This window comes from Bacillus sp. FSL P4-0248 (assembly GCF_038593305.1).
Taxonomy (GTDB): Bacteria; Bacillota; Bacilli; order Bacillales; family Bacillaceae; genus Bacillus; species Bacillus safensis.
In genome coordinates this window covers 3,041,945-3,054,651 of the sequence record NZ_CP151983.1, presented here as the reverse complement: position 1 = coordinate 3,054,651, position 12,707 = coordinate 3,041,945, and the positions used below count along the sequence as shown (strand labels likewise).

At 43.6% G+C, this 12,707-nt stretch carries 10 protein-coding genes; 9 read left to right on the top strand and 1 reads right to left on the bottom strand.

The genetic code is table 11. The features are described 5' to 3' along the window. The first annotated feature begins 145 nt into the window (after positions 1-145). Entirely contained in the window at positions 146-883 is a 738-nt protein-coding gene (locus NST65_RS15820) for a FadR/GntR family transcriptional regulator (RefSeq protein WP_342489083.1), read from the top strand. Positions 884-910: 27 nt separating this feature from the next. On the opposite strand, the gene NST65_RS15815 is transcribed toward NST65_RS15820, so the two are convergent. Beyond that, positions 911-2,350 carry a sigma 54-interacting transcriptional regulator gene (locus NST65_RS15815; protein WP_342489081.1) on the bottom strand — a complete coding sequence of 480 codons (1,440 nt, stop codon included), beginning with the start codon at positions 2,348-2,350 and terminating at the stop codon, positions 911-913. 209 nt (positions 2,351-2,559) lie between these two features. On the opposite strand from NST65_RS15815, the gene NST65_RS15810 reads away from it, so the two are divergent. The 8 genes from NST65_RS15810 to eno all read left to right on the top strand — a co-directional run bounded on the left by NST65_RS15810 (position 2,560) and on the right by eno (position 12,693). Continuing rightward, a complete protein-coding gene (locus tag NST65_RS15810; protein ID WP_025094034.1) occupies positions 2,560-3,753 on the top strand; it encodes an ornithine--oxo-acid transaminase in 1,194 nt (397 codons plus the stop codon). 139 nt (positions 3,754-3,892) lie between these two features. Next, positions 3,893-5,266 carry an amino acid permease gene (locus tag NST65_RS15805; protein WP_051627329.1) on the top strand — a complete coding sequence of 458 codons (1,374 nt, stop codon included), beginning with the start codon at positions 3,893-3,895 and terminating at the stop codon, positions 5,264-5,266. 309 nt (positions 5,267-5,575) lie between these two features. Further along, complete coding sequence (locus tag NST65_RS15800) at positions 5,576-6,613, top strand: sugar-binding transcriptional regulator (protein ID WP_034280955.1); 1,038 nt, start codon at positions 5,576-5,578, stop codon at positions 6,611-6,613. 31 nt (positions 6,614-6,644) lie between these two features. Further along, positions 6,645-7,652 (top strand): type I glyceraldehyde-3-phosphate dehydrogenase, encoded by a 1,008-nt coding sequence (gap, locus tag NST65_RS15795; protein WP_007500174.1) that lies wholly within the window; start codon positions 6,645-6,647, stop codon positions 7,650-7,652. 213 nt (positions 7,653-7,865) lie between these two features. After that, on the top strand, positions 7,866-9,050 hold the full coding sequence (locus tag NST65_RS15790; RefSeq protein WP_111926750.1) for a phosphoglycerate kinase: 1,185 nt from the start codon (positions 7,866-7,868) through the stop codon (positions 9,048-9,050). Between the two features lie 30 nt (positions 9,051-9,080). Next, on the top strand, positions 9,081-9,842 hold the full coding sequence (gene tpiA / locus NST65_RS15785; RefSeq protein WP_017359213.1) for a triose-phosphate isomerase: 762 nt from the start codon (positions 9,081-9,083) through the stop codon (positions 9,840-9,842). Continuing rightward, positions 9,835-11,370, top strand: a complete 1,536-nt coding sequence (gpmI, locus tag NST65_RS15780) for a 2,3-bisphosphoglycerate-independent phosphoglycerate mutase (RefSeq protein WP_034280952.1) — start codon at positions 9,835-9,837, stop codon at positions 11,368-11,370. The genes tpiA and gpmI overlap by 8 nt, the downstream gene beginning before the upstream one ends. A gap of 30 nt (positions 11,371-11,400) precedes the next feature. Continuing rightward, the gene (gene eno / locus NST65_RS15775) at positions 11,401-12,693 is read left to right on the top strand and encodes a phosphopyruvate hydratase (protein WP_003212752.1); all 1,293 of its coding nucleotides are present in this window, start codon (positions 11,401-11,403) and stop codon (positions 12,691-12,693) included. The last annotated feature ends 14 nt before the right edge of the window (positions 12,694-12,707 follow it).

Below are 12,707 nucleotides of genomic sequence, written 5' to 3'. Positions count from 1 at the left end.
CGTGCTTCTTTTTTGTTGAAAGCAAGGCAGCTCGAAGATTTCTTGAAAATTAAAGAGGGGAGACGTGTGATCAGAAATTTTGGGGTAAAGTATAAGATAGGGCATGAGCCGATAGGGATAGACAACAGTGATGAGGTGAGACCAATTGAAATATAAACAAATCAAAACGAAAAAAATATATGAAGAAATTGCGGATGCATTAATTGAATCCATTCGTACAGGTGAGCTTCTTCCGGGGGGAAAATTAGATTCGGTTCAAGCGCTCTCAGAAAGCTTTCAAGTCAGCCGTTCTGCTGTAAGAGAGGCGCTGTCTGCTCTCAAAGCGATCGGATTAATAGAGATGAAGCAAGGGGAAGGTACATATGTGAAGCAGTTCGATCCTGAGCAGCTCACATTTAGTCTGTCTCCTGCATTTTTGATGAAGCAGCATGATATCACGCAGCTCCTTGAATTAAGATCCATTATTGAGACGGGTGCTGTTAAAAAGGCAGCGCTGCTCCGAACGGACGATGACCTTCATGAGCTGCGTGAGGCACTTGAACAAATGAAACTCGCAGAAGCACATAAAGAAACTGGTGAAGAAGCAGACTTCTCCTTCCATCTCTCCTTAGCAAAAGCTTCAAAGAATGATTTATTAAAGGCGTTAATGAATCAGGTCTCCACCTTGCTGGTAGAAACAATGCGGGAAACGAGAAAAGTCGTCTTATTTTCAAGGAAAGCCTCCATTCGGCAGCTTTACAAAGAACATGAACACATTTACAAAGCCGTCATGGCAAGACAGCCAGAAGAAGCAGAAAGAGCGATGCTCACGCATTTAAAAAATGTAGAAAAACTGCTGAGTGATGTGAGTCAAGAACCGGCAGAAGAGTCAGAACCACAGTAAGCTGTGCCGAATGAGGGCACAGCTCTATTATGAACGAGAAATATGCAGTTTTTTCATGCGATATTGCAGACTTTGCCTGCTCATGCCCAATAACTTTGCAGTCTGTGAAATATTATCGTCCATTTTTTCTAAGTAATGGACGATGTATTGTTTTTCGAATCGTTCCATTTGGGTTTGAAAATCAGTCGTATGTTCTGGGCTTGTATAAATAAACGTGTCAGCTGCGGTATGCTGTAAAGGGTTCGTCTGTAATTGCGCTGCAGGACGGCCTTCCCTATGTTTAAATCTAAAATGATATGGAAGGTGATGCATGCATAAGTAATCCTCATCCATCATCATATTCATCCCCGCTTCAATCACATGCTCCAGTTCTCGTACATTACCCGGCCAATCATACGCTTGAAAAAGGGCTAGTACCTCTTCGTCAGCCGCCTTCACCTTCATTTGAAACAGCTCATTATATTTTTGAATAAAATGACTGACAAATGTAGGAATGTCTTTTTTTCTTTCAGAAAGCGGCGGAATAAATAAGGTGACAATACCCAGCCGATAAAATAAATCCTTTCGCATGCGTCCGCCTGCGATTGCATCAACAGGATCCTCATTCATATTGGCAATGACTCTTACATCAACAGCGATTTCTTTTGTGCTGCCAAGCCTTCTGACACGTTTCTCCTGTAATACGCGCAGCAGTTTTGCTTGAAGACCAGGATTTAATGAGTTGATCTCATCAAGCAGCAGTGTACCTCCCTGCGCCTGTTCAAATAAGCCGGGCTGATCAGTTGCGCCTGTAAAAGCCCCTTTTTGTGTACCAAAGAGCAGACTTTCAATGAGATTATCAGGCAGTGCCGCGCAATTCTGGGTAATAAATGGTCCAGATGATCGGCTGCTGCCGTTATGAATGCTTTGCGCAAATAGTTCTTTTCCTGTCCCTGTTTCTCCAACAATGAGCACATAGGAAGAGGTGCGTGTCGCTCGTTTTGCATGCTCAATTACCTCTAAAAACGCAGGACTTTGTCCAATAATGGAATCAAAGGTAAAGCGTGTGCTTCCTTTTTTCTTCATATTGTGGTGGATCAGCCGTTCCAGCTTGGTCACATCATTCGAAATTTCAACCGCTCCTTGGATGAGGCCGTCTCGAACGAGCGGGTATGTATGATTAATCGTTGTGATTTCTTTTCCGTTGTAATTATGATACGTCTGCTTTGCATGAACGGTTTGTTTCCCAGTACGCAGCGCTTGGACAAGCGTACTGTGCATGTCGTCTTGGAAGACGAAGAGGTCTAATACATTTTTATGGAGAACATCAGAGCGTTTCAAAGACTCAATCTCCATCATTTTTTTATTATAGACAACAGTATTGCCATTCTCGTCAATTGCATGAACCCCGACATCTATTAAATCGAGCATTTGTTTATACAGATCAATCTCATTTTCGAGCTTTGCAGTATACGAATCTTCTTTCATTGCGCCACCTCCAGACGTTACCTCTATTTTACATGAAAAATTTTGCGGTTTCCTCTAAAAAATTTGGCAGAAGCAAAAATATTTTGCATAAAAAACCAGATCAATCACCGCCATAATGCAGGCAGAAAGTTGGCACGATCCTTGCATATCATATGTGTGTAGATGAACCTAATGAAAAAGAGGCTAGCTTATAGAAGGAGGAATAGACGATGACACAGACAAATGAATTGATTCAACAAACCGAACAATACGGTGCGGCAAACTATCATCCACTGCCAATTGTGATTTCAGAGGCTGAAGGAGTTTGGGTGACAGACCCTGAAGGCAATCGATATATGGATATGCTGAGTGCATATTCCGCAGTGAACCAAGGGCATCGCCATCCCCGCATTATTGAAGCGCTCAAAAAACAGGCAGACCGGGTTACACTGACCTCAAGAGCTTTTCACAATGATCAGCTTGGTCCTTGGTATGAGAAAATTTGTCAACTGACGAATAAAGAGATGGCACTCCCGATGAATACTGGAGCTGAGGCTGTAGAAACAGCTGTCAAAGCAGCAAGACGCTGGGGCTATGACGTCAAGGGAATCGAAGACAATCGCGCAGAAATCATTGCGTGCGTCGGTAACTTCCATGGCAGAACGATGACGGCTGTTTCCCTTTCTTCTGAAGCAGAATATCAAAGAGGTTTCGGTCCAATGCTTCCAGGCATTAAACTGATTCCTTACGGAGATATTGAAGCGTTACGTGAAGCCATCACACCACAAACAGCGGCTTTTCTGATCGAACCTATTCAAGGAGAAGCGGGAATTGTCATGCCGCCAGAAGGCTTCTTGAAGGAAGCGAAGGCGCTTTGTGAAAAAGAACATGTGCTGTTCATTGCGGATGAAATTCAGGTCGGATTAGCGCGAACAGGTAAGATGTTTGCATGTGACTGGGAAGACATTGAGCCAGATATGCTGATTCTTGGAAAAGCTTTAGGCGGCGGTGTATTCCCAATCTCGTGTGTGGTCGCAAACCGCGATATATTAGGTGTGTTTAACCCTGGATCTCATGGCTCTACCTTCGGCGGAAATCCTCTTGCGTGTGCGGTGTCGCTGGCTGCACTGGATGTCTTAATCGACGAAAACCTTGCAGCGCGTTCTTTGGAGCTTGGCGAATACTTAAAAGACAAACTCACGCGCATTCAAAGTCCTGTCATCAAGGAAGTGCGGGGCCGCGGATTATTTATCGGCATGGAGCTGACAGAGGCAGCGAGACCTTATTGTGAGAAGCTAAAACAAGCAGGGCTGTTATGTAAGGAAACTCATGAGACCGTCATCCGCTTTGCACCGCCTCTCACGATATCTAAAGAAGATTTAGACTGGGCGATTGGTCATATTGAAGCATTATTTCAAGCATAAATGTCAAAGGGGGAGAAACCTTCACTTTCTCCCTTTCTCTTTCAACGAACAGCGAATTTTGTCAAAGGATGATGAATAGAAGAGTGAAAGTGGGGAAGCGGATTTGAACCAAGAACAGCATAATGAACTAGAACGTTCCATGAAAAGCAGGCATCTCTTTATGATTGCCTTAGGCGGCGTCATTGGTACTGGTCTTTTCCTTGGGTCAGGACTCATTATCCATCAGGCTGGACCCGGGGGAGCCATTCTATCCTTTATCATTGGCGGATTGTTAATGTATTTGGTGATGCTCTGTCTTGGAGAATTAGCGGTGGCGATGCCGACAGCGGGTTCCTTTCAGGAGTATGCAACCAAATATATAGGTCCGTCCACAGGCTTTATGATCGGCTGGCTTTATTGGTTTAGCTGGGCATGTACAATAGGACTGGAGTTTACGTCAGCAGGCATTTTGCTCCAAAGGTGGTTCCCAGATATCCCTGTTTGGCTTTGGTGTCTTGCATTTAGCGTGATTTTATTTGCCGTGAATGCCATCTCAGCTCGCAGCTTTGCTGAAACCGAGTTTTGGTTTTCAGCCATTAAGGTCGCTGCCATCCTATTATTTATTATCATTGGAATTGGCGCAATTTTCGGAATGATTCATCTGAAAGATGGAGAACCAGCCCCTCTATTTCGTCATTTGACGGATCATGGCGGACTATTTCCTAACGGCGTTTTTGCTATTTTATTAACCATGGTCACGGTCAATTTCTCCTTTCAAGGAACAGAACTTGTAGGGATTGCAGCAGGAGAGAGTGAAAACCCTGAAAAAACATTGCCTCGTTCTATACGAAATATTATTTGGAGAACGATGGTCTTTTTCGTTTTATCCATTGCGGTTCTGGCCGCACTTCTTCCATGGCAGACAGCAGGCACCGTCGACAGCCCGTTTGTCGTCGTGCTGGACAAGGTCGGTATACCGTATGCTGCAGATATCATGAATTTTATCATCATCACAGCGGTCTTATCTGTAGCAAACTCTGGATTATATGCATCATCACGTATGCTTTGGGCACTTTCGAAAGACGGGAAAGGACCTGACTTTACGAAAAAGCTGTCCAAGCGTAAAATTCCGATCAATGCACTATTGGTCACAATGGGCGTATCTGCACTATCTCTGCTGACAAGTGTTGTGGCACCAAAAACGGTGTATGTGTGGCTCATTTCTATTTCTGGTATGGTTCTTGTTGTGGTGTGGATGTCTATTTGCTTGTCTCAGTATTTCTTTAGAAAACAATTCATAAAGGCGGGTGGAGATGTAAAGGATCTCGTCTTCCGAACACCGCTCTATCCATTTGTCCCATTAGCAGGCTTTATCGCATTTGGCATTGTCCTCATCAGCTTGTTTTTTATCGAGGATCAGCGGATCGGTCTTTATTGCGGAATTCCGTTCATGGCTGCCTGTTACATCATTTATTATCTTAAAATCAAACCGAAGGAAGAGGCAAAACAGTTTGGAACCATCACAAAAACATAAGCAAATCCTGAAAAAAATGTGCATGCTGATCTCACCAGCATGCACATTTTTCATCGTGAATACATTCTATATAAAAGAAAATAAATATTTTGAAAAGAAATATCATAGCAAGAACCTTGATGACAAGCAGGTTATCGGCGAAAATGTGTCTATTTTTTGTCTAAATGTGTTTGTAAGAGTTGAAAATGCAAGATTATCCTGTTAAAATAATTAAAGAAAGCAGGGATTGATTTTTTTTGGCTGTGGCGGGACGTTTTTTGTCACAGTGGGACGTTTTTGGTCCAACGTGAAAAGAAAGGGTCGTTAGCCATGAATCATTTATTGGAAGCTCAAAAAAAATTATTGCCAGATCTTCTCATTGTTATGCAAAAACGCTACGACATTTTGCAGTACATCAGATTAGCTGAACCAATTGGCCGCAGAAGCCTTGCGACGAGTCTTGGTCTCAGCGAGCGCATCTTACGTGCTGAAGTTCAGTTTTTAAAAGAACAAAATCTGCTGGATGTCAAAACGAGCGGCATGATGCTGACGAGTGAGGGTCACGCTTTGCTTGAAATGCTTGAAGGAATGATGAAGGACGTTTTAGGTTTAACCTTTTTGGAAAATACATTAAAGAGAAAGTTAGGCCTGGAAGAAGTCATGATCGTTTCTGGTGACAGTGACGAATCCCCGTGGGTGAAGCAAGAAATGGGAAGAGCTGCTGTCCAATGCATGAAAAAAAGGTTTACTGGAAATAATATCGTCGCCGTCACTGGCGGAACGACAATGGAAGCCGTTGCCGAAATGATGACCCCTGATGCCAAAAACCGCGATATGATGTTTGTCCCTGCGAGAGGCGGTCTTGGGGAGAATGTAAAAAATCAGGCAAACACCATTTGTGCCCACATGGCTGAAAAAGCTTCCGGTACTTACAAACTGCTGTTTGTTCCAGGGCAGCTGTCAGAAGGTGCTTACTCTTCCATTATTGAAGAGCCGTCCGTCAAAGAAGTGCTTCAAACGATTAAATCGTCCACGATGCTTATTCATGGTATTGGTGAAGCAAAAACAATGGCGATGAGACGAAATACACCAGCTGAAGATTTAAAAAAGATTGATGAGCATGACGCAGTGACAGAGGCCTTTGGCTATTACTTTAATCGTGATGGTGAGGTCGTACACAAAGTGCACTCCGTCGGTATGCAGCTAGATGATCTAGAAAGCATTCCACACATCATTGCTGTTGCAGGTGGATCATCAAAGGCGGGGGCGATTGAAGCTTATTTCAAAAAACCGCGCCGAACGGTTCTCGTCACAGACGAAGGAGCCGCAAAAGAGTTATTAAGGGAGTCAATTGATCCCTCAATATAAAACATTGTGACCTATAAAAGGAGGAAACATCATGGCAGTAAAAGTCGGTATTAACGGATTTGGACGTATTGGACGTAACGTATTTCGTGCAGCATTAAATAATCCTGAAGTTGAGGTAGTAGCGGTTAACGATCTAACAGATGCTAACATGCTTGCACACCTTTTACAATATGACTCTGTTCACGGAAAACTAGATGCAGAGGTTTCTGTAGACGGTACAAACTTAGTAGTGAACGGTAAAACAATCGAAGTATCAGCTGAGCGTGACCCTGCGAAATTAAGCTGGGGTAAACAAGGCGTAGAAATCGTTGTTGAATCTACTGGATTCTTCACAAAACGTGCAGACGCTGCGAAACACTTAGAAGCTGGCGCTAAAAAAGTCATCATCTCTGCTCCTGCTAACGAAGAAGATATCACAATCGTTATGGGTGTAAACGAAGACAAATACGATGCAGCTAGCCACGATGTCATCTCTAATGCATCTTGTACGACAAACTGCTTAGCTCCATTTGCAAAAGTACTTAACGATAAATTTGGTATCAAACGCGGTATGATGACAACTGTTCACTCATACACAAATGACCAGCAAATTCTTGATCTTCCGCACAAAGACTACCGTCGTGCTCGTGCAGCTGCGGAAAACATCATCCCAACTTCTACAGGTGCTGCGAAAGCTGTTTCACTTGTATTGCCTGAACTTAAAGGTAAATTAAACGGTGGCGCTATGCGTGTTCCAACACCTAACGTTTCTTTAGTTGACCTTGTGGCTGAATTAAACCAAGATGTAACAGCTGAAGACGTAAATGCAGCACTTAAAGAAGCAGCTGAAGGAGAACTTAAAGGAATCCTTGGCTACAGCGAAGAGCCATTAGTATCTGGTGACTACAATGGTAATGCAAACTCTTCAACAATCGATGCTCTTTCTACAATGGTAATGGAAGGCAGCATGGTGAAAGTGATTTCTTGGTACGATAACGAGAGCGGATATTCTCACCGCGTTGTTGACCTTGCAGCTTACATTGCAAAACAAGGTCTTTAATTTCTCACACTGAAGGAACTCACTTGGTTCTTTCCTAGAGACACGATATAATGAAGACGGACAAGGGAAGGGGAAGCATCCCTTTCCCTTTTTCTCTGTTTTTATCCGTTCTGCACGATTTCTCGTTTTGATGAGGGCAAAATGGGAAAAGGATAAAGAGAGTCTTGTCCAATGCGTAAGGAAACCAGAATAAAGGAGGATCTCCTGACGAGCATGAATAAGAAATCAGTAAAAGACATTGACGTAAAAGGTAAAGTTGTGTTCTGCCGCGTAGATTTTAACGTTCCGATGAAGGACGGAGAAGTGACGGATGATACTCGTATCCGCGCAGCATTACCAACGATTGAGTATTTAACAGGACAAGGCGCAAAGGTACTGCTAGCTAGTCATTTGGGTCGTCCGAAGGGTCAAGTTACTGAAGAACTGCGTCTGACACCTGTGGCAAAACGTCTGCAAGAGCTTCTTGGAAAAGAAGTGAAAAAAGCAGATGAAGCTTACGGCGACAACGTGAAGAAGCAAATCTCTGACTTAAAAGAAGGAGATGTGCTAGTGCTTGAAAACGTTCGTTTCTATCCTGGTGAAGAAAAGAACGATCCTGAATTATCAAAAGCATTTGCTGATTTAGCCGATGTGTATGTCAATGATGCGTTCGGTGCTGCACACCGTGCACATGCATCGACAGCTGGTATTGCAGCTTATCTTCCGGCTGTTTCAGGCTTCCTCATGCAAAAAGAGCTTGAGGTTTTAGGAAAAGCCATTTCAAATCCTGATCGCCCATTTACAGCGATTATCGGCGGCGCAAAGGTAAAGGATAAAATCGGTGTGATTGAAAGTCTTCTTGATAAAGTGGACAACCTCATCATCGGCGGCGGACTTGCTTACACATTTGTGAAAGCACTAGGCCACGAAGTAGGGAAATCTCTATTAGAAGAAGACAAAGTAGATTTAGCGAAATCCTTTATGGACCGTGCAAAGGAAAAAGGCGTGAACTTCCTGATTCCAACAGATGTTCTGGTAGCCGACGACTTTTCAAATGATGCGAATACAAGCATTGTGCCAATCTCTGAAATTCCAAGTGATCTAGAAGCACTTGATATTGGAACAGAGACAAGAGAAAAGTATGCTGACGTTATTAAAAACAGCAAACTTGTTGTCTGGAACGGACCAATGGGTGTATTTGAAATCGATGCATTCGCTAAAGGAACAAAAGCTATCGCAGAAGCACTGGCAGAAGCAAAAGGTACATATTCTGTCATTGGCGGTGGAGATTCAGCAGCAGCTGTTGAGAAATTTGGTCTTGCCGATCAGATGAGCCATATTTCTACAGGCGGCGGCGCTTCACTTGAATTTATGGAAGGCAAAGAACTTCCTGGTGTTACTGCATTAAACGATAAATAAGACCAAAACTGCTATAAGGAAGTGTCAATCATGAGAAAACCAATTATAGCTGGGAACTGGAAAATGAACAAAACACTTGGCGAAGCAGTCAGCTTCGTTGAAGAAGTCAAGTCATCTATTCCATCTCCTGACAAAGTGGAATCAATTGTCTGTGCGCCAGCTCTTTTCCTTGAAAAGTTAAACAGCCTTTCAAACGGAACAGACCTTAAAATTGGTGCACAAAACATGCACTTTGAAGAAAATGGTGCATTCACTGGTGAAATCAGCCCTGCTGCTTTAAAAGATTTAGGCATCGGCTATTCAGTAATTGGGCATTCAGAGCGCCGTGAATTCTTTGCTGAAACAGATGAAACAGTGAACAAAAAAGCACATGCTGCATTCAAGCATGGCATCGTTCCAATCATTTGTGTAGGTGAAACGCTTGAAGAGCGTGAAGCTGGCAAAACAAATGAACTTGTCGCTGATCAAGTGAAGAAAGCACTAGCTGGTTTAACGAAGCAGCAAGTCGCTGAATCTGTGATTGCATATGAGCCAATCTGGGCGATCGGTACAGGAAAATCTTCTACAGCGAAAGATGCAAACGACGTTTGCGCACACATCCGCCAAACCGTTGCAAGCGAATTTGGTCAAGAAGCGGCAGACAGCCTTCGCATTCAATATGGCGGAAGCGTGAAGCCGGCAAATATTAAAGAATATATGGCAGAATCCGATATTGACGGTGCTTTGGTAGGCGGCGCAAGCTTAGAACCTCAGTCTTTCGTTCAATTATTGGAGGAAGGTCAATATGAGTAAGAAACCAGCTGCATTAATCATCTTAGACGGGTTCGGTTTAAGAGGCGAAACAGTCGGTAACGCTGTCGCACAAGCAAAAAAACCGAACTTTGACCGCTACTGGAACGAATTTCCGCATCAAACCTTAACGGCTTCAGGTGAGGCAGTAGGCCTCCCAGAAGGTCAAATGGGAAACTCTGAAGTTGGGCATTTGAACATCGGTGCAGGACGTATTGTGTATCAAAGCTTAACAAGGGTGAATGTTGCCATCCGTGAAGGGGAATTTGAGAAAAACGAAACGTTCCTAGATGCAATGACTTATGCAAAAGAGAATGACAAGGCGCTTCATTTATTTGGACTCTTGTCAGACGGCGGTGTGCACAGTCACATCCAGCATCTTTTTGCCCTGCTGAAGCTGGCGAAAAAAGAAGGCTTAACAAAGGTATACATTCATGGCTTCTTGGACGGACGTGATGTTGGTCAGAAGACAGCCAAAGTGTACTTGAAACAGCTGGAAGATCAAATCAAAGAAATCGGTGTCGGTGAAGTGGCAACACTTTCTGGACGCTATTACTCAATGGACCGTGACAAACGCTGGGATCGTGTGGAGAAAGCGTACCGCGCGATGGCATATGGTGAAGGCCCAAGTTATCAAAACATTTATGATGTCGTTGATGACTCCTATGAAAATGGAATCTACGATGAATTCGTTATTCCATCTGTCATTACGAGAGAAAATGGTGAGCCGGTTGCCAAAGTAAACGACGGTGACTCTGTGATTTTCTATAACTTCCGTCCAGACCGTGCCATCCAAATCTCGAACACTTTCACAAATGCAGATTTCCGCTCGTTTGACCGCGGAGAAGCTCATCCGAAGAATTTACACTTCGTCTGCTTCACACACTTCAGTGAAACGGTTGATGGTTATGTTGCCTTCAAACCAGTGAATTTGGATAACACAGTAGGAGAAGTGCTTTCTCAAAACGGATTGAAACAGCTGCGGATTGCTGAAACAGAGAAATATCCTCACGTGACGTTCTTTATGAGTGGTGGACGTGAAGAAGAATTTCCTGGTGAAGACCGCATCTTAATCAATTCACCAGATGTGGCAACCTATGACCTCAAGCCGGAAATGAGCGCTTATGAGGTAAAGGATGCACTTGTTGCAGACATCAATGCTGACAAGCATGATGCGATCATCCTGAACTTTGCTAACCCGGATATGGTTGGTCATTCAGGTATGCTTGAGCCAACAATCAAAGCTATTGAAGCAGTAGATGAGTGCTTAGGAGCTGTAGTCGACGCAATCCTGGCAAAAGGCGGACATGCCATCATCACGGCAGACCACGGTAACGCAGACGTGCTCATTACCGAAGAAGGAAAGCCGCATACTGCACATACAACGAATCCTGTACCAGTCATCGTGACGAAAAAAGGTGCGACGCTTAGAGAAGGCGGTATTTTAGCCGATCTATCTCCAACGCTTTTAGACTTACTTGGTCTTGAAAAACCAAAAGAGATGACAGGAACATCATTAATTCAGAAATAAAAAAATTGATTCAAAAGGAGAGAAATAACGATGCCATACATTGTTGACGTATATGCACGCGAAGTATTAGACTCTCGCGGTAACCCAACAGTTGAAGTAGAAGTTTACACAGAATCTGGCGGCTTTGGCCGTGCGCTTGTTCCAAGTGGTGCTTCTACTGGTGAATATGAAGCAGTAGAACTACGTGACGGAGACAAAGACCGTTACCTTGGAAAAGGTGTTCTGACAGCTGTAAACAACGTAAATGAAATCATTGCACCAGAGCTTTTAGGCTTTGATGTAACAGAACAAGTAGCGATTGACAAAATGTTAATCGAACTTGATGGAACAGAAAACAAAGGGAAATTAGGCGCAAACGCAATCCTTGGCGTATCTATCGCTGTAGCACGTGCGGCTGCTGATTTCTTACAAATTCCACTTTATCAATACCTTGGTGGCTTCAACTCCAAAACGCTTCCAGTACCAATGATGAACATCGTCAACGGCGGAGAGCATGCGGATAACAACGTAGACATTCAAGAATTCATGATTATGCCTGTAGGTGCACCGAACTTCCGTGAAGCACTTCGCATGGGCGCTCAAATCTTCCATAGCCTGAAATCTGTATTAAGCGCAAAAGGCTTAAACACAGCTGTAGGTGACGAAGGTGGATTCGCTCCAAACCTTGGTTCTAACGAAGAAGCACTTCAAACAATCGTTGAAGCGATCGAAAAAGCTGGCTTCAAACCAGGTGAAGAAGTGAAGCTTGCAATGGATGCTGCATCTTCTGAGTTCTACAACAAAGAAGACGGTAAATATCATTTATCAGGCGAAGGTGTTGTGAAAACATCTGCTGAAATGGTTGACTGGTATGAAGATATGGTATCGAAATACCCAATCATCTCTATTGAAGACGGCCTTGATGAAAACGACTGGGAAGGTCACAAACTATTAACTGAGCGCCTTGGCAGCAAGGTTCAGCTAGTAGGAGATGACTTGTTCGTTACAAATACGAAGAAGCTATCTGAAGGAATCAAAAACGGTGTTGGTAACTCAATCCTGATCAAAGTAAACCAAATCGGTACATTAACTGAAACATTTGATGCAATCGAAATGGCAAAACGCGCAGGATACACAGCTGTTATCTCTCACCGTTCTGGTGAAACTGAAGACAGCACGATTGCAGACATCGCTGTGGCAACAAACGCTGGACAAATCAAAACAGGTGCTCCGTCTCGTACGGACCGTGTGGCGAAATACAACCAATTACTTCGCATCGAAGATCAATTGGCTGAAACAGCACAATATCACGGCATTGCAACATTCTATAACTTGAATAAATAATGTCAGCTATGCGC